Genomic DNA, 16,792 nt, shown 5'->3' on the forward strand with positions numbered 1-16,792 from the left:
CGGCAGGGGCGCAGCCGCCATGCTCAGCCCTTGACGTACGGCTTGCCGTCGGCGGCGGGCGCGCGGACCTTACCGACCAGCCCTGCGACCGCGAGGATCGTCGCCAGGTAGGGCAGCATGGCCAGGAACTGACTGGGGATAGCGCTGTTGATCGCGCCGAGGTAGGTGGCGAGCTGGTCGGCGAAGCCGAAGAAGAGCGCGGCGAGCAGCGCGCCTGTCGGGTTCCACCGGCCGAAGATCAGCGCGGCGAGCGCGATGAAGCCCTTACCGCCGATCATGTTCTTGGTGAACGAGTAGAGGGCCAGCGTGTAGGACGCACCGCCGATGCCCGCGACCACGCCGGCCAGCAGGACGTTGCGGTAGCGCACCCGCAGCACCTTGACGCCGAGGGTGTCGGCGGCGATCGGGTGTTCGCCGACCGACCGGGTGCGCAGCCCCCAACGGGTCCGGAACAGCGCGATGTGGATCACCAGGACCAGGAGCAGGCCGAGGTAGAGGAAGATGTTGCCGCGGAACAGCGCCGGCCCGAGCACCGGGATGTCCTTCAGCAGCGGGATCTCCCAGTTGCTGAAGCGCGGTGCGCTGTTGTACCTCTCCGCGTCGGTCTGCATAAGCCGCTCGTAGAGGAAGCCGGTCACGCCGACCGCGAACAGGTTCAGCACGATGCCGATGACGACCTGGTCGACCAGGTAGCGGATGGCGAAGACGGCAAGCAGCAGCGAGATGAACGCGCCACCGATCGCGGCGGCCACGAGGCCCACCCAGACGCTGCCCGAGATGCTGCCGAACAGCGCACCGCTGAACGCGCCCATCAGCAGCTGACCCTCGATGGCCACGTTCACCACACCGGAGCGCTCGCACAGCACCCCGGCGAGCGCGCCGAAGATCAGCGGCAGGGCCAGGATGAAGGTGCCCCGGATGATGTTGACAAGCGGCATGAAGTTCTGCCCGGCCGGCGCGGCCGAGACCTGCCAGCAGAGGAAGGACAGCACGAACCCGAGCAGCCCGACGGCGAGCACCGGCAGGAACCAGCGTTTCGGCAGCCTGTCGGCGAGCAGGGCCGCCCCGGCGGCGATCGTGATGATCCCGAACAGGATCGCGCCGATCGTCCCGTTGATCTCCAACGCGGCACCGGCCGCGTCGTCGCTGAGCGTGAAACGGGCCTGCTGGTCGGTGGCGAGCGCGCCGAAGAGCACTGTCGAGAGCAGCCCGAGCGCCAGCAGCACGGCGCCGACCTTGCGGTTGCGGGTCCAGAAGCCCTCGTCGACCGCGGCGACCGCGACGTCGGGGACAGCCATGGTGGACATGCGTTACCAGCCCTTCGCCAGGCTCGTCTGCAACCGGGCGGCCCGCGCCGCCCGGAGCTGGAAGATCGCCTTCACCAGGGCGGGGGCGGCGATGAAGATGACGATCAGCGCCTGGAGCACTGTCACCAGCTCCAGCGAGATGCCGGAGTACGACTGCATCCGGTTGCCGCCGGCCTGGAGCGCACCGAACAGCAGCGCGGCGAGCAGCACTCCCCAGGGCTTCACCCGGCCGAGCAGCGCCACCAGGATGCCGTCGAAGCCGATCTGCGCGATCACCAGGGGGGTCAACGCGCTCGCGGTGGAGCCCAGGACCATGTTCGCGCCGCCCAGACCGGCCAGGATGCCGGCAAAGACCATGATCAGGACGTACGTCTTGGTGACGCTGATGCCGGCCGTCCGGGCGGCGTCCGGGTTGGCGCCGACCGCGCGCAGCTCGAAGCCGAGCGTGGAGCGGTTGAGCAGCCAGGCGACGGCCCAGGTGGCAAGCACGGCGAGCAGAATGCCGGTGTGCACGCGCAGGTTGTCGCCGAACAGTCGGGGCAGCTGGGCGGAGCTTTCCACAGCCCTGCTGATCGCGTCCGCACGGGCCGGGTCCTGCACACCGTTCTGCACGATGATCCAGGCCAGGAAGTACGTGGCCACGTAGTTCAGCATGATCGTGTTGATCACCTCGTGCGCGCCGGCACGGGCCTTGAGGATGCCGGGGATGAAACCCCAGATCGCCCCACCCAGGGCACCGGCAAGCACCGCCACAAGCAGGTGCAGCACGGGCGGCAGCGGCAGCAGGAAGCCGGCCACCGCCGCGAGGATCACACCGATCATGGCCTGACCCTGGGCGCCGATGTTGAACAGGCCGCCCCGGAAGGCAAGCGCCACCGACAGGCCGGTGAAGACCAGCGGCGCGGTGTAGGTGAGCGTCTCGGAGATCGGCGCGAGCACGGCCGGCCACCCGCCGTCGCCGCTGACCCAGGCGGAGAACGCCTCCGGGTCGAAGACCGCGCCCTTGAACAGGTTCGAGTACGCCTCGCTGACAAGCGTCCAACTGGAATTGATCGCGTCGGAGGGACGGGAGGTGATGTACGAGTAGGTGGAGAGCACGTCCGGATCAGAAATGATCATCAGGATCGCGCCGACCACGATCGCCAGCACCAGCGACAGGAGCGTCACAGTGAAGGTGTTTGCCGCCCACAGGTTGTCCAGGAACAGGCGACCAAGGGACGGCTTCGGCTCCGGCTCGGACACCTTCGGCGTGTTTGCCGTACTGGCCTGCTCGGTGTTGCCGAGCGCGGTCTGCGCCGCCTGCGCCTCGCTCGCCGGTTCCTTGTCCGGTGAGCCCGACTGCGGGTTCACGTCGCTCATGCCTCGTCCTCGCTCGCGGGGCCGTCGGCGCTCGCCGGGCCCCTGCCTGCTGTGCCGGGGTCGTCGGCGGTGGGTGCCGCGCCGGACTCGGCGGCGGCGTCCGGGCTGATGCCGGCCATCAACAGGCCGATCTCCTCGCGCGGGGTGTCCGGGGCGACGACGCCGATGATCCGGCCGCGGTACATCACCGCGATCCGGTCGGCCAACGCGACCACCTCGTCGAGCTCGCTGGAGACCACCAGGACGGCGGTACCGACGTCCCGCTCGCGGATGATCCGGCTGTGGATGAACTCGATCGAACCGACGTCGACGCCACGGGTCGGCTGGGCGGCGATGAAGAGCTTCAGCGGCCGGGACAACTCCCGGGCCACGATCACCTTCTGCTGGTTGCCGCCGGACAGGGTGCCCACCGACGCTTCGGCCGACGAGGTACGGACGTCGAACTGCTCGATCCGCTCCTTCGCCGAGGACGCGATCGCGTCCGGCCGGAGAGCGAACCCGGAGCCGAACGGCGGCCGGTCGTAGATGTCCAGCACCAGGTTCTCCGCGACGCTGAACTCCTTGACCAGGCCGTCCACGCTGCGGTCCTCGGGGACGTAGCCGACGCCGGCGCGGAGCACCTTCTTTGTCGTCCAGCCGTCGATCCGGTCGCCACTCAGGCTCACAGTGCCGGCGAGCACCGGGCGCAGGCCCATGATCGCCTCGATCAGCTCGGTCTGGCCGTTGCCCTGCACGCCCGCTACGCCGAGCACCTCGCCCGCGCGTACGGTCAGGTCGACACCGTCGACGGCCCGGATCTGCCGGTCGTCGTCAACGACCAGCCCGGCCACCTCCAGCACCGGCTCGCCCGGTGTGGCAGGCGACTTGTCGACTGTGAGGCGCACGCTGCGGCCGACCATCAGCGCGGCCAGTTCGTCCCGGCTGGCCTCCGGGGAGGCGGTGCCGACGGTCTTGCCGCGCCGGATCACCGTGATCCGGTCGGCGATCGCCTTTACCTCGCCGAGCTTGTGGGTGATGAAGACGATCGACTTGCCGGCGGCCTTGAGCGCCCGCATGACAGTCAACAACTCCTCGGTCTCCTGGGGGGTGAGCACCGCTGTGGGCTCGTCCAGGATGAGCAGGTCGACGTCGCGGGTGAGCGCCTTGACGATCTCGACGCGCTGCTGGATGCCGACCGGCAGGTCCTCGATCACAGCGTCCGGGTCGACCCGCAGGTTGTAGCGCTCGGACACCTCGGTGACCTCGCGCCGGGCCCGCCGCCGATCCAGGAAGCCGCCGATGCCGCCCCTGACCTGCTCGGCGCCGAGCATGACATTCTCCGTCACGGTGAAGACCGGCACCAGCATGAAGTGCTGGTGCACCATGCCGATCCCGGCGCCGATCGCGTCGGACGGGCCCCGCAGCTTCAACGGCTTGCCGTCGACAAGGATCTCGCCCTCGTCGGGCTGGTAGAGCCCGTAGAGGACGTTCATCAGTGTCGACTTGCCCGCGCCGTTCTCGCCGAGCAGGGCGTGAATCTCTCCAGGCTCCACCGTCAGATCGATGTGGTCGTTGGCGACCAGATCACCGAACCGCTTGGTGATGCCGCGCAGTTCGAGTCTCAGCGCAACCTCCTGGAGTGCGAGCGATGGTGCAGCGTAGCTGCCGGTCGACCGGGTCGGACCGACACGGTCACCGTGGCGCACGATCGGCCGCTCCGGCTCCACGGGTGGTCACCCGCGGTGCCGGAGCGGCCGGATCTGTCGTACCTGTCCAGCCGCCCCTGCGATGATCTCACCGCATGGGACGGCCGGTTGTCACTTGGCCGGCTGGGCCTTCGAGCTGACCGTGATGGTCCCGGCGGCGATGTCCGCCTTGATCTTGTCGACCTCGGCCTTCAGCTCGGCCGGAACCTTGCTGTCGAAGTCGTGGTACGGGGCGATCGAGACACCGTCGTTGGCAAGGGTGCCGACGAAGCCCGGCGTGGCCGGCAGCTTGTCGCCACCGGCGGCCTTCAGCACGGCCTCCTTGACGGCGCCCGGGATGTTCTTGACGACCGTCGTGATGATCGCGGAGCAGTCCGGGGTGCTCTCGCAGCCGTCGACGTCCACCCAGATGGTGCTGTACTTGCCACCCGAGGCCTTGGCCGCGCTCGTGGTGCCGAGACCGGCGCCACCGGCGACCGGCATGATGATGTCCGCACCCTGGGCGACAAGCGCGTCGGAGACCTTCTTGCCCTCGTCCTGCTTGTCGAAGGCGTTGGAGAAGGAACCCTTCTGGGTCTCCTTGTTCCAGCCGAGCGCCTGGACGTCCTTCTTCTTCGTGGTGTTGTAGTACGCCACACCGTCGACGAAGCCGTCCATGAAGATGGTCACCGGCGGGATCGGCAGACCACCGTAGGTGCCCACCTTGCCGGACTTGCTCATCCCGGCGGCCAGGTAGCCCGCCTGGAACGCGGCCTGGGCGGTGTCGAACTGCATCGGGTAGACGTTGTCCACCTTCGGGTTGCCGTCGACGATGCCGAAGTGCTGGTTCGGGTTCGCCTCGGCGATCTTCTTGGTGGCGGTCTCCATCAGGCCACCGACGGCCAGGATGAAGTCGCACTTCTGGTTGACGTACTGCGTCAGGTTGGGCTCGTAGTCGGCCTCAGCCTTCGACGCCACGTACTTGATGTCGATGTTGTCGTTGGCGGCCTTGGCCTCCTGCAGACCCTTCCAGGCCGACGTGTTGAACGACTTGTCGTCGATGCCGCCGACGTCGGTCACCATGCAGGCGCTGAACTTCTTGGCGCCACTACCGGCGTTGTTGTCGTCATCGGGAGCCTCACCACAAGCGGCAGCGCCCAGCACGAGGCCACCCGCCACGAAGGCGGAGGCGATCCGCATCCCACGCACAGAGCGCAAGACGTCTCCTTCCCATTGCCCACCGCGTCATGCGCGGTGGGCAGCCCTTGCGCCGGCCTGCGTGTGCCGCCGGCGTCCCACGTTACGGACGGGAGCGTACGCCCGCGCCCACCCACCGGCCGCCAATCGTGCACGACTGTTGAACGTCCGTTACCCCGGCGTAACCCTGGGGTGCGGCAAATCACTTCTCGTGCAGATCGGCGACCATGCGGGTGTCGCGAACGTCCGTTTCTCCGTGGTTCCCCAATGCCTGGCGAACTAACGCCAGAACACCGCTACTGCCGCGTTGACCAGGGTCAACCCGACGATCGCGAGAAAGTGGCCACGGTTCACGCTCTCCCGCTTACGAGAGAAGAAGACCATGACAAAGATCAGCAGTGCGAGCACCAACTTGGTAACAAGCTTCGCGGGGGCCGGTTCGTCGCCGTCGCGCAGCGGCGCGGACAGTCCGATGCCTGTGACAAGTTGGATCACCGACCCCCAGAGCATGGCGGCGTTGACCCGCAGCCGGCCGGTGACATATTGGGCGATCCCGCCGCCGAGCAGCAGCGCGAAGCCGATCAGATGGACGTAGAGAAGGATCAGTCGAAGAGCTTCCACGCGGGCCATTGTCCCTCAACAACGACGCTTTGTAGTAGTCGCCCCGCCGTGCCGCCGCCATACCGTGACCCACCTCCCCCCGCGATCTTGCAGTTGCTGCCTCGACATACGGGACAACAACCACGAGAAGCCGACCGAAACTGCAAGATCGCGAGGGCTGCAAGCGGGTGGAGCTAGGACAGGCGCCAGACCTGGAAGGTGGGGCCTTCGGCGGGGAGGGTCACAGCGCCCTCGGTGTCGGGGCGCAGGGGTGCCGCGCCGCCCTGGATGTTGTCGCCGGGCTTCAGGCCCGACAGCCGCACCGGGGCACCGGGCCCGCGCCTGGCCAACACCAGCACCGTGGAGGTCGGCGCCTCCCGCAGGAAGACGAGCGTGTCCGCGTCCGCGTGCACCCAGCGCAGGCCGCCGCGCCGCAGCGCCGGCTCGTCGCGGCGCAGCGTCAACAACGACCGGTACGCGTCGAACGTGCGCCGGTCCCAGCTCTCCGGCCGGTGCCACGGCATCGGGGTACGCGAGCCCTCCCCGTTCGTGCCGGTGAGGCCCAGCTCGTCCCCTGCGAACACCACAGGCGTACCGGGCATCGTGGCGAGCAGACCGGCGGCCACCTCCTGCCTGGCCGCGTCGCCGACCACCGTGCGAATACGGGCCGAGTCGTGCGAGCCGAGCAGTTGCCAGGAGTGGGTGTACGACCGCCAGGACACCAGCGACCGGTAGGCGTTCATCGTGGCGAGTACCGCGCCCGCGTCACGCCGCCGTACCCCGCCCGGGGTGCCGAGGAAGTTCGGCACCGGGTCGTCGCCGTGGCGCAGCCAGGACCACACCGGGTCGGTGAAGCCGACGTAGTTCATGGTCCCGTGCCAGCCGTCGGCGTCCAGGTCGCCGGTGTGGTCGTGGCCGTGCTCGGCGAGCAGCAGCGCGTCCGGGCGGGTCTGCGCCACGACCTCGCGCAGCAGCCGCGCCACCTCGTGGGTGTACGCGTCCGCGCCCCGCCGCCCGGTCATGTTCGCCACGTCGACCCGCCAGCCGTCCAGCCCGTACGGCGGGCGCAGCCAGCGACGCAGCAGCGAATCCTCGGCGGTGGCGAAGCGACGGCGCAGCTCCGTGCTGCCCCAGTTGAGCTTCGGCAGCGACTTGACGCCGTTCCAGGACTCGAAATCCCCGCCGGGCAGGTCGAAGTAGTACAGGTCGCGTTCCGGGGCGTTCACGTCGGAGACGGCGGCGGTGAACCATGCGTGGGCATCGCCGGTGTGGTTGCTCGTGATGTCGCCGAGCAGCCGCCAGCCCCGGGCGTGCACCGCGTCGGCGAGACGGGCCAGCGCCGCGTCCCCGCCCAGCAGCGGGTCGACGGTGTCGAAGCTCGCCGCGTCGTACCTGTGGTTGGAGCGGGCCGGGAAGACCGGCGTGAGGTAGACGGTGTTGACCCCGAGCCGGTCCAGGTGGTCCAGGTGTTCGGTGACGCCGTCGAGATCGCCGCCGTAGAGCTGGCGGGGCGTCTCCGGTCCCCGGCCGATGACCGGGGTGTCCCAGTCGCAGCCGATGGCCCAGTCCGGCAGGGTGCGGCCGTCGGCGGCGGCGGAGCGGGCGAACCGGTCCGGAAAGATCTGGTAGATAACCGCGTCCCGCGCCCAGGCCGGCGGCGGGGCGTAGCTGACAAGCTTGAAGTCGCCGTTGTCGGGCACGTCGTGGTCGGCCAGGCCGGCGGCGTTCAGCCAGCGGGTGCCGTGCTCGCCGTCGAGCAGGAAACGGTAGTTGCTGACCGGGTTGCGGACCTCGACGTCGGCCCGCCACCACACGTCACCGTCCTCGGTGCGGTCGATCTCGGCCTCGGAGAAGCGCGGCTCGCCGTCGCCCGTGGTGCGCACGTGCACCTGGCGGACGCCGGTGCCGGCCGGTACCCGGACGAAGACCGGAACGGTCTGCCCGAGCGCGGGCTCCTGCTCGGGGACGTAGGTGGCGGAGCCGTCGTGGTGCGCCTGGAGGGGCATGGTGCTGCCTTTCGCGTCGTACGGACAGGAAGGGGGGCGGTCACCCGCCGCGGCCGGTTCACCCGACCGCGGCGGCCCGCCCTCCGAACCGCTCCGGTGTACGTCGACACGACGCCCTTGCCGCAGCGTGAGCCGAGGAGGCTCAGCCCTTTACCGCTCCGGAGGTGAGCCCGGAGACGATGTAGCGCTGGAGGAGTTGGAACACCAGCACCGTGGGGATCGCGGTGAGCAACGTGCCCGCCGCGAACATCCCGAAGTTGTTGTTGCGCTCGCCCGCCACCAGGCCGTACATGCCGACCGCGAGGGTCTTCGACTCGGGTTCGGTGAGGAACACGTTGGCGATGATGAACTCGTTGATCGACCCGATGAACGCGAGCAGGCCGGTCACCGCCAGGATCGGGGCTACCAGCGGCAGCATGATCCGGAAGAAGATCTGCACGTGCGACGCGCCGTCCATGGTCGCCGACTCGTCCAGCTCCTTCGGCAGGGTGTCGAAGAAGCCCTTCATCAGCCAGGTGTTCGCGCCCAGCGCGCCACCCATGTAGAGCAGGAACAGGCCCCACGGGGTGTTGAAGCCGATCGACGGGTAGAGGTCGGTGAGCGTGGTGAAGATCAGGAAGATCGCCACGATCGCCAGGAACTGCGGGAACATCTGGATCAGCAGCAGCGCGAGCAGGCCGACCCGGCGTCCGGAGAAACGCATCCGGGAGAACGCGTACGCGGCGAGCGACGACAGGAAGATCGACGCGAAGCTGGCCACGCCCGCCAGCAGCAGCGAGTTGAGGAACCAGTGGCCGAACGCGGTCCGGTCGAACAGGTTGACGAAGTTCTCCAGCGACGCCCCGGTGGGCAGCAGCTCGGTGGAGGAGAGCGTGCCGAGTGGGTTGAACGCCGCCGAGATCACGAACAGGATCGGGAAGAGGCTGAACGCCACCGCCAGCACGCCGACCAGGTGCCGCCAGCCCACCTGGGCGAACCAGCGCTTGCGCGACCGGCGGACCGGCTTGCGACCGGCCTGGTCACGGTTGGCCGTGGGAGTGTCCACAGTGCTTGTCACGAGTACACCTCCTCCTGTTTGCGGGTCCGCCGGAAGCTGATCGCCGACACCGTCGCCACGATCGCGAAGATGAAGATCGAGACAGTGGCGGCCAGCCCGAACTCGGCACCCTGGGCGCCGAACGCCAGCCGGTAGGTGTAGGTGATCAGCAGGTCGGTGGCGCCGTTCGTCGGGTTGTCCGGCGCGAACGGTCCGCCCTCGGTGGTGAACAGGATCGCGTTGACGTTGTTGAAGTTGAACGCGAACGACGCGATGAGCAGCGGCGAGAGCGCCACCAGCAGCAGCGGCAGGGTGACCGCCCGGAACGACTGCCAGGGCGACGCGCCGTCGACCGAGGTCGCCTCGGTCAGCTCCCGCGGGATGGCCTGCAACGCGCCGGTGGCGACAAGGAACATGTACGGGTAGCCGAGCCAGAGCTGCACCAGCACCACAGCGATCCGGGCCGACCAGGTGCCGCCGAACCAGTCCACGTTCAGTCCGAACAGGTTGTTGAGCAGACCGAAGTCGGTGTTGAACATGTCCCGCCAGATCAGCAGCATCGCGAACGACGGCATCGCGTACGGCAGGATCAGCAGCACCCGGTAGAAGTTGGTGCCCTTCATCCGGGGCGAGTGCAGCGCCAGCGCGATGGCCATGCCGAGCAGGAACGTGAGGCCCGTGGAGGCGATCGCGAAGGCGAAGTTCCAGGCCAGCGTGCCGAAGAACGGCCCGGAGATGTTCGGGTCGGTGAGCACTGTGCTGAAGTTCTTCAGCCCGACGTCGACCTTCCAGCCCTGGGCGAGCCGCTCGCCGTCGGCGGCGACGAAGGAGCCGGACTCCTCGTCGGCGGTCCAGGTCCTACCGGTTTCGCTGTCTCTGACGCAGTCGCACGCCTCGTCGTACGCCCGGGCGGCCTTGCCCTCGTAAGCGCGGGTGAGGCCGTTGGAGCGGATCGCACCGTCGTCGGTGGGCACGATGAGCGCGGTGACGGCGTCGCTGCGCCCGCTGGCCTGCCCGATGTTCAGCACTGTGTAGCCGTCCGCGGCGGTGATCTTGCCGCTGAGGCTGCTGACCGTGACGTCGGCGGCGTCGAGCTTGCGCAGCCCGTCCGCGTCTCCCGCGAAGACCTCCTTGGTCTTCGGGTCGGTGAGCAGGAAGACAAGGGCGCCGGTCGCCGGGTCACCGTCGGTGGCGACGGTGAGGGCGTACTCGGTCGAGCCGGGGACCTGCTTCACCGAGGCGGTCTGGATCGCGACGATCGCGTCGTCCTTGCTGCCGCGATGGCCGTCGCCGAAGTTCGTGAACGCGGTGCTCGCCGTGTAGAGCACCGGGACGACCTGGAAGGCGATAAGGAACAGCGTGCCGGGCACCAGATACTTCGCCGGGATGTGCCGGCGGCTCAGGTAGAGGTAGTACAGGCCGGCGGTGGTGGCCGCCAGGATGCCCAGCCCGATCCAGTGTTCGGCCTCGATGAGCGGGAACGCCGCCCAGATCGCGATCCCGGCCACCAGGCCGAGCAGGATCACCTTGCCGACGAGGCCGGTCGCGGTGATCGGCGCGTGATGCCGCGCGGTACGGGACAGCCCAGGGCGAACGGGCTCCCGGCCCGGGGTCCTCGTGGACCCCGGGCCGGACAGCGGCGCGCTCATTACTTGATCTGACCCTGGATCGTCTTGCCGGCGGCGGTGATCGTCGTGGCCGGGTCGGCACCGCCGATGATGGCGGCCTCCGCCTTACCGAACGGGTCCCAGATCGCGGCCATGGCCGGGATCGCCGGGAGCACGTGGCCGTTCTTGCCGGCCTCGGAGAACTTCGCCAGGTCCTGGTCCTCGCCCTTCACCTGGTCGAAGGCGGCGGTCAGCGCCGGCGGGCGCGGCTCGGCCTTGTACAGCGCGACGGCCAGCTCGGGCTTGGTCACGTAGTTGGTGACGAACTCCTGGGCCAGCGCCTTGTTCTTGCCCTTGCTGGCGACGTAGAACGCCTGCACGCCCACGAACGGCTGGGCTTCCTTGCCGCCGGCGAAGCCGGGGACCGGGGAGATGTCGTAGGAGATGTTCGCCTTCTTGGCGTCGGCGACGGCCCACGGGCCGGACACCAGGTAGGCGCACTTCTTGCTGGTGAACGTGGAGATCGCGTTCTCCGGGGTGATGGAGCGCTTCAGCGCCCCGTCGCCCTTCTCGCCGAGCTTGGCGATCTTCTGGAAGGCCGCGATCGACTCGGGCTTGCCCACGCCCAGGTCCTTCGGGTCGTAGTCGCCGTTGGCCGACGTGCCGAACAGGTAGCCGCCGCCCGAGGTGTAGAGCGGGTAGATGTGGTACGAGTCGCCGTTCTGGCCGGACTGGAGGCACAGGATTTCACTGGCCTTCTTGTCGGCCTTGAGCTTCTTGCCGGCGGCGACCAGGTCCTCAATGGTCTTCGGCGCGTCGGGGGCCAGCTCGGTGTTGCGGATCAGCGCCACGTTCTCGGTGGCGTACGGCACGCCGTAGAGCTGGCCGTTGAAGGTGACCGCCTTGACCGCGGTCTCGTTGAAGCCGCTCTTCTGCTCGGCCGGGAGCTGCACCGGGTCGATGGCGCCGTTCTGGACCAGGTTGCCGATCCAGTCGTGCGCGCCGACCACGACGTCCGGGCCGCTGCCCTGCTGGGAGGCGGTGACGAAGTTGGTCTGCAGGTCCTTGCTGACGGCCTGGACCTCGACGGTCACGCCGTTCTCCTTGCCGAACTCATCGGCGAACGGCTTGAGGGCGGCGGTCCGCTTGTCGTCCGCCCAGATCACCAGCTTGCCGCCGGCGGCCTTGGGGGATTCGTTGGCGGCCGGTTCGTCGCTGTCGCCGCCACACCCGGAGGCGGCGAGCGCCAGGGCGAAGAGGGCGACCACACCCGCGGTACGGATGCGCATCGGTACTCCTGTCGTCATGGCGGGTCCGCCGGGGGAAGGGCGGCTCCGCCAGTGGGAACTCTGGAAGTTCTTGCCAACCGGCACAGCGATGCTGCGCCACTGCTCTCACGTTGCCGGGACGTTAGCAAGAGGTTGCAGATTATGGAAGCTCTTGCAGAGGCCCACGCAAGAACTTGCCGGTGGGCTAAAGTGCCGCCATGCGCGCTCGACTGTCCGACATCGCCCAGCAGGCTGAAGTCAGCGAGGCCACGGTGTCGCGGGTGCTCAACGACCGCCCCGGCGTGGCTCCGGAGACCCGGCAGGCCGTTCTCACCGCCCTGGACGTGCTCGGCTACGAGCGCCCGGCCCGCCTGCGCAAGCGCAGCGCCGGGCTGGTCGGCCTGGTCGTGCCGGAGCTGGACAACCCTATCTTCCCCGCGTTTGCGCAGGTCATCGAGTCCACCCTGGCGCAGAGCGGGTTCACACCGGTGCTCTGCACGCAGACCGCCGGCGGCGTCACTGAGGACGAGTACGTGGAGATGCTGCTGGACAGGCAGGTCTCCGGGATCGTCTTCGTCTCCGGCCTGCACGCCGACACCGCCGCCAACCACGACCGCTACCGGGCGCTGCTCGCCCGACCGCTGCCCGTCGTGATGATCAATGGGTACGTCCCCGGCATCGGCGCACCATTCGTCTCCTGCGACGACCGGGAAGCCGCCGAGCTGGCCGTGGCCCACCTCGTGGCGCTCGGGCACCGGCGGATCGGCCTGATCACCGGCCCGGACCGGTTCGTGCCGGTGCAGCGCAAGGTGGCTGGCTGGCGAGCGGCGATGACCCGGCTGGCCGGCGTCGCCGAGGCCGACCTGGGATCCTTTGCCGAGTTGTCACTGTTCGGTGTGGAGGGTGGCGAGGCGGCCGCCAGTCGCCTGCTGGATCGGGGCGTCACAGGCGTGGTCTGCGGTTCCGACCTGATGGCGCTCGGCGCGGTCCGGGCGGCGCGGCAGCGCGGCATGACCGTTCCCGGCGATCTCTCGGTGGTCGGCTACGACGACTCGCCGCTGATGGCCTTCACCGACCCGCCGTTGACCACGATGCGCCAGCCGGTCGCCGCGATGGCGGTGGCAGCGGTCCGGGCCCTGGTGGACGAGATCAACGGGCATGGTGCCCCGCACTCGGAATACCTGTTCCGCCCGGAACTCGTGGTGCGCGGCTCGACAGCTGTCGCGCCGGCTGGCGCGCAACTCTCTTACGCAAGATCTGCTTGACTCTTGCAGCAGGGGACCGGCATATTGCTCGAATGATCAGGACTGCCCCCCTGCCCCACGCCGACGACGACTGGTGGCGCTCCGCTGTCGTCTACCAGGTCTACGTGCGCAGCTTCGCCGACAGCAACGGCGACGGCGTCGGGGACCTCCAGGGCATCCGGCAGCGCCTGCCATACCTGCGCGACCTGGGCGTGGACGCGCTCTGGTTGACCCCCTTCTACACCTCCCCCATGGTCGACGGCGGGTACGACGTCGCCGACTACCGGGACGTCGACCCGATGTTCGGCACGCTCGCCGACTTCGACGCGATGATCACCGACGCGCACGCCCTCAACCTGCGCATCATCGTCGACCTGGTGCCCAACCACACCTCCAGCGCGCACCAGTGGTTCACCGCCGCCCTCGCCGCGGGCCCCGGCTCGCCCGAGCGGGCGCGCTACCTCTTCGCCGACGGTCAGGGCGCGCACGGCGAGTTGCCGCCGAACGACTGGGAGAGCATCTTCGGCGGCCCCGCCTGGACCCGGGTCGCGGACGGCCAGTGGTACCTGCACCTCTTCGACCCGACCCAGCCGGACCTGAACTGGCGGCACCCGGAGGTCCGCGCCGAGTTCCTCGACGTGCTGCGGTTCTGGCTGGACCGAGGTGTGGACGGCTTCCGGATCGACGTGGCACACGGGATGATCAAGGCCGAAGGGCTGCCCGACGTCGGCTTCAGCACGATGACGACAGGCCAGCGCCAGGTCGAACTGCTCGGCAAGGGCCGACTGCCGTACTTCGACCAGGACGAGGTCCACGAGATCTACCGCACGTGGCGGCCCGTCCTGGACAGCTACCCGGGCGGTCGGATGGCGGTCGCCGAAGCGTGGGCCGAGACCCCCGAGCGGCTGGCCCGCTACATCGGCCCGGACGAGCTGCACCAGGCGTTCAGCTTCGACTTCCTCGACGCCACCTGGTCGGCCGACTCGTTCCGCAAGGTGATCGACACCGCACTTGCCGAGTCGCAGGTGGTCGGTGCGCCCACCACCTGGGTGCTGTCCAACCACGACAAGCAGCGGCACGTCACCCGCTACGGCGACGGCGCCGAAGGGCTGCGTCGGGCACGCGCCGCCAGCCTGCTGATGCTCGCCCTACCCGGCTCCGCCTACCTCTACCAGGGCGAGGAACTGGGCCTGCCCGAGGTCCTCGACCTCCCCGACGGGCTACGGCAGGACCCGGCATTCCTGCGTACCGGCGAGAGCCGCGACGGCTGCCGGGTGCCCATCCCGTGGAGCGGCGACCTGCCGCCGTACGGCTTCGGGCCAGCCGGCAGCGAGGTGAGCTGGCTGCCCGCCCCGGCGACCTGGCGTGCCCTGTCTGTCGCCGCGCAGACCGGCGTGCCCGGCTCGACGCTGGAGCTGTACCGGGCCGCCCTGCGGATCCGCCACGAACACCCGGCGCTGGCCGTGGACGCCGGCGGGGTCGCCTGGCTGGAAGGTGAGCCAGGTGTGCTGGCCTTCTCCCGCACCGCCGGCTCGACAGTGCTGACCTGCGTGGTGAACCTCAGCGGCGCACCAGTCCTCATCGACGGGTACGGCGAGCCGATCCTCGCCAGCGAGCCGCTCACCGGGCAGGGCTCCGGCCAACTGCTGCCCGTCGACGCAACCGCCTGGTTGGAACGGCGCTGAGCGGGTAACCGATCTGGACCTGGTCGTCCGCCGTGCCCCGCGCCGGCGGGCGACTGGGGTACCGGCCCCTTGTGGTGGGGGGTGAGGTGCACCGGCGCCACGCGGATTCGTCCGCGTGGCGCCGGTGTCCGTCGCGACGGAGGTGACCTCATGGTGGTACGGATCGCCCAGTGCACGATCGACGTCGAGGACCTGGACGTGATGGTCGCGTTCTGGTCGGCAGCGCTCGGCTACGAGGTCTTGCAGGGCGACGACGGCAGCGCGAAGCTCTGGCCGTCGGGACAGCTGTCCGGGGCCGCGCCCACCGTCTGGTTGCAGGGCTCGGGCACCGCCAAACGGGGCAAGAACCGGCTGCACCTCGACCTTGTCGCGGACGCCGACCCGCAGACCGAGGTACGGCGGTTGGTGGGCCTCGGGGCGCGACCCGTGGACGTCGGGCAGACCGGGTCCGAGGGTTTCACAGTGCTCGCCGACCCGGAGGGCAACGAGTTCTGCGTACTGCACTCCGAACCGACCCGCTGAACCCTTACTGTCACTTGGCGGTGAGCAGCGCCGCGATCCGGGTGAAGCCGGCGCGGACCTCGGCCTCGTCCGGCGGTTCGGTGGGCTCTCCGTGACCCGCCTCGTCGGCCTCGGCGTCCAACTCCTCGTCGACCACGTCCTCGAAGTCGCCGTACAGATCGGCTCCCTCGGCCTGCCGGGCCTCGTCCTCGGCGGCGACCTGGGCGGCGGCGATCTCACTGCGGATCTCGTCGGGCGACAGCGCCGGCAGCAGCGGCTCCACCACGGCCATCAACTGCTCGTCGGCCACCACCGCCTCGGCCAGCGCCAGCGCGTGCGGCCGCTCGTACGGCCCGCAGACCACCGGCTCCCACTCGTCGAGGTCGCCGAGCGGACCGAAGGTGATGATCCACGGCAGGCCGAGCATCGGCGAGTCGGACGGCAGGTCAAGTGTCATGAGTGCGCCCACCGGCTCATCATTGCCGCTCCCGCCGGGAAGGTGGGCGTCATTCGCCTCAACGTACGTCGGACGTGGGCCGACGTGGGCCGACGTGGGCCCACGTGGCAGACGTAGCCGACATGGCCGACGTAGCCGGGGTAGCCGAGGTGGCCGACCTGGACCGACGTAGCCGGGGTGGCCGAGGTGGACCGACGTGGTTCGCCGGCGGCACCGATGGCCACGCCGGCGCGCCCTCCGCGGGGGGCGGTCGGCCATAAGCGTGATGACTCTGAGGTATCAATATGCCTGAGAGTCATCAGGCGTTTCAGGGCGCCAGCGACGCCGCCGCGCTGTTCCAGCAGGCCACCGACACCAGGCCGGAAGAGACCACGACGTCACAATCATCACCCGCCACGCCGACGGCCTCGTCGGGACCTGCTCGATGCGTCGGCGCAGTTGCGGCGAGGTGGAGCGAAGGGCGATCCCGTCCCGCTCAGTCGTGGCGGATGGCGTCGAGGGCGGCGCGGACCAGGGCGAGGGCACGGTCCGGCGGGACGCCCAGCCGCCGTGCCTCGGCCGCGTACCCGGCGGCGGCCTGCTGCAGCCGGTCCAGGGCGTCGTCCCGGCCGGGGGCGACGAACGTACCGTTGCGCCCTCGGGTCTCCAACAGCCCCGCCGCTTCCAGCTCCCGGTACGCCCGGGCCACCGTGTTCGCGGCCAGCCGCAGGTCGGCGGCGAGCTGCCGGACGGTGGGCAGTCGGCTGCCCACCGGCAACCGGCCGTCGCCGATCAGCTCGGCGAGTTGCCCGCGCACCTGCTCGTACGGTGGCACCGGGGAATCCTGGTCGACCGAGATCAGCACCTGCGTACCTTCCACGT

Annotated in this window: 14 protein-coding genes; 3 read left to right on the top strand and 11 right to left on the bottom strand. The window is 69.4% G+C overall.

What is annotated here, in order from left to right; all coding sequences use genetic code 11:
- Window positions 1-23 precede the first annotated feature (23 nt).
- The 9 genes from F4558_RS22850 to F4558_RS22890 form a co-directional block, all read right to left on the bottom strand.
- Entirely contained in the window at window positions 24-1,307 is a 1,284-nt protein-coding gene (locus F4558_RS22850) for an ABC transporter permease (RefSeq protein ID WP_053659290.1), read from the bottom strand.
- 3 nt (window positions 1,308-1,310) lie between these two features.
- Window positions 1,311-2,666, bottom strand: a complete 1,356-nt coding sequence (locus tag F4558_RS22855) for an ABC transporter permease (protein ID WP_053659288.1) — start codon at window positions 2,664-2,666, stop codon at window positions 1,311-1,313.
- Window positions 2,663-4,372 carry an ABC transporter ATP-binding protein gene (locus F4558_RS22860; RefSeq protein WP_312877384.1) on the bottom strand — a complete coding sequence of 570 codons (1,710 nt, stop codon included), beginning with the start codon at window positions 4,370-4,372 and terminating at the stop codon, window positions 2,663-2,665. The genes F4558_RS22855 and F4558_RS22860 overlap by 4 nt, the downstream gene beginning before the upstream one ends.
- A gap of 90 nt (window positions 4,373-4,462) precedes the next feature.
- A complete protein-coding gene (locus tag F4558_RS22865; protein ID WP_053659286.1) occupies window positions 4,463-5,530 on the bottom strand; it encodes a BMP family lipoprotein in 1,068 nt (355 codons plus the stop codon).
- Between the two features lie 276 nt (window positions 5,531-5,806).
- The gene (locus F4558_RS22870) at window positions 5,807-6,148 is read right to left on the bottom strand and encodes a hypothetical protein (RefSeq protein ID WP_053659491.1); all 342 of its coding nucleotides are present in this window, start codon (window positions 6,146-6,148) and stop codon (window positions 5,807-5,809) included.
- 173 nt (window positions 6,149-6,321) lie between these two features.
- Window positions 6,322-8,133, bottom strand: coding sequence for a glycoside hydrolase family 13 protein (locus tag F4558_RS22875; RefSeq protein WP_053659284.1), 1,812 nt, complete (start codon window positions 8,131-8,133; stop codon window positions 6,322-6,324).
- Between the two features lie 142 nt (window positions 8,134-8,275).
- A complete protein-coding gene (locus tag F4558_RS22880) occupies window positions 8,276-9,190 on the bottom strand; it encodes a sugar ABC transporter permease (RefSeq protein ID WP_312877385.1) in 915 nt (304 codons plus the stop codon).
- A complete protein-coding gene (locus F4558_RS22885; RefSeq protein ID WP_167945965.1) occupies window positions 9,187-10,818 on the bottom strand; it encodes an ABC transporter permease subunit in 1,632 nt (543 codons plus the stop codon). The genes F4558_RS22880 and F4558_RS22885 overlap by 4 nt, the downstream gene beginning before the upstream one ends.
- Complete coding sequence (locus F4558_RS22890; protein WP_167945966.1) at window positions 10,818-12,065, bottom strand: sugar ABC transporter substrate-binding protein; 1,248 nt, start codon at window positions 12,063-12,065, stop codon at window positions 10,818-10,820. The genes F4558_RS22885 and F4558_RS22890 overlap by 1 nt, the downstream gene beginning before the upstream one ends.
- Window positions 12,066-12,262: 197 nt before the next feature.
- Between F4558_RS22890 and F4558_RS22895 the strand changes: the two genes are divergently transcribed.
- The 3 genes from F4558_RS22895 (at window position 12,263) to F4558_RS22905 (ending at window position 15,495) form a co-directional block, all read left to right on the top strand.
- Window positions 12,263-13,309, top strand: a complete 1,047-nt coding sequence (locus tag F4558_RS22895) for a LacI family DNA-binding transcriptional regulator (RefSeq protein WP_053659280.1) — start codon at window positions 12,263-12,265, stop codon at window positions 13,307-13,309.
- A gap of 32 nt (window positions 13,310-13,341) precedes the next feature.
- Entirely contained in the window at window positions 13,342-14,973 is a 1,632-nt protein-coding gene (locus F4558_RS22900) for a glycoside hydrolase family 13 protein (RefSeq protein ID WP_167945967.1), read from the top strand.
- 150 nt (window positions 14,974-15,123) lie between these two features.
- Window positions 15,124-15,495: a VOC family protein gene (locus F4558_RS22905; RefSeq protein WP_053659276.1), complete on the top strand. Its 372-nt coding sequence runs from the start codon at window positions 15,124-15,126 to the stop codon at window positions 15,493-15,495.
- 10 nt (window positions 15,496-15,505) lie between these two features.
- Here the strand turns inward: F4558_RS22905 and F4558_RS22910 are convergent, their stop codons facing one another.
- Together F4558_RS22910 and F4558_RS22915 are read right to left on the bottom strand one after the other, a co-directional pair.
- On the bottom strand, window positions 15,506-15,943 hold the full coding sequence (locus F4558_RS22910) for a hypothetical protein (RefSeq protein ID WP_053659274.1): 438 nt from the start codon (window positions 15,941-15,943) through the stop codon (window positions 15,506-15,508).
- A 463-nt stretch (window positions 15,944-16,406) separates the two neighbouring features.
- Window positions 16,407-16,790, bottom strand: coding sequence for a GntR family transcriptional regulator (locus tag F4558_RS22915; protein WP_231640177.1), 384 nt, complete (start codon window positions 16,788-16,790; stop codon window positions 16,407-16,409).
- Window positions 16,791-16,792 lie beyond the last annotated feature (2 nt).

Origin of the sequence: Micromonospora profundi (genome assembly GCF_011927785.1) — a bacterium.
Lineage (GTDB): Bacteria > Actinomycetota > Actinomycetes > Mycobacteriales > Micromonosporaceae > Micromonospora > Micromonospora profundi.

Bases quoted from the DNA above. Each gene is read 5' to 3' on its own strand.
- F4558_RS22850 (WP_053659290.1), bottom strand. From the start codon at position 1,307: ATGTCCACCATGGCTGTCCCCGACGTCGCGGTCGCCGCGGTCGACGAG.
- F4558_RS22855 (WP_053659288.1), bottom strand. From the start codon at position 2,666: ATGAGCGACGTGAACCCGCAGTCGGGCTCACCGGACAAGGAACCGGCG.
- F4558_RS22865 (WP_053659286.1), bottom strand. From the start codon at position 5,530: ATGCGGATCGCCTCCGCCTTCGTGGCGGGTGGCCTCGTGCTGGGCGCT.
- F4558_RS22875 (WP_053659284.1), bottom strand. From the start codon at position 8,133: ATGCCCCTCCAGGCGCACCACGACGGCTCCGCCACCTACGTCCCCGAG.
- F4558_RS22885 (WP_167945965.1), bottom strand. From the start codon at position 10,818: ATGAGCGCGCCGCTGTCCGGCCCGGGGTCCACGAGGACCCCGGGCCGG.
- F4558_RS22890 (WP_167945966.1), bottom strand. From the start codon at position 12,065: ATGCGCATCCGTACCGCGGGTGTGGTCGCCCTCTTCGCCCTGGCGCTC.
- F4558_RS22895 (WP_053659280.1), top strand. From the start codon at position 12,263: ATGCGCGCTCGACTGTCCGACATCGCCCAGCAGGCTGAAGTCAGCGAG.
- F4558_RS22900 (WP_167945967.1), top strand. From the start codon at position 13,342: ATGATCAGGACTGCCCCCCTGCCCCACGCCGACGACGACTGGTGGCGC.
- F4558_RS22905 (WP_053659276.1), top strand. From the start codon at position 15,124: ATGGTGGTACGGATCGCCCAGTGCACGATCGACGTCGAGGACCTGGAC.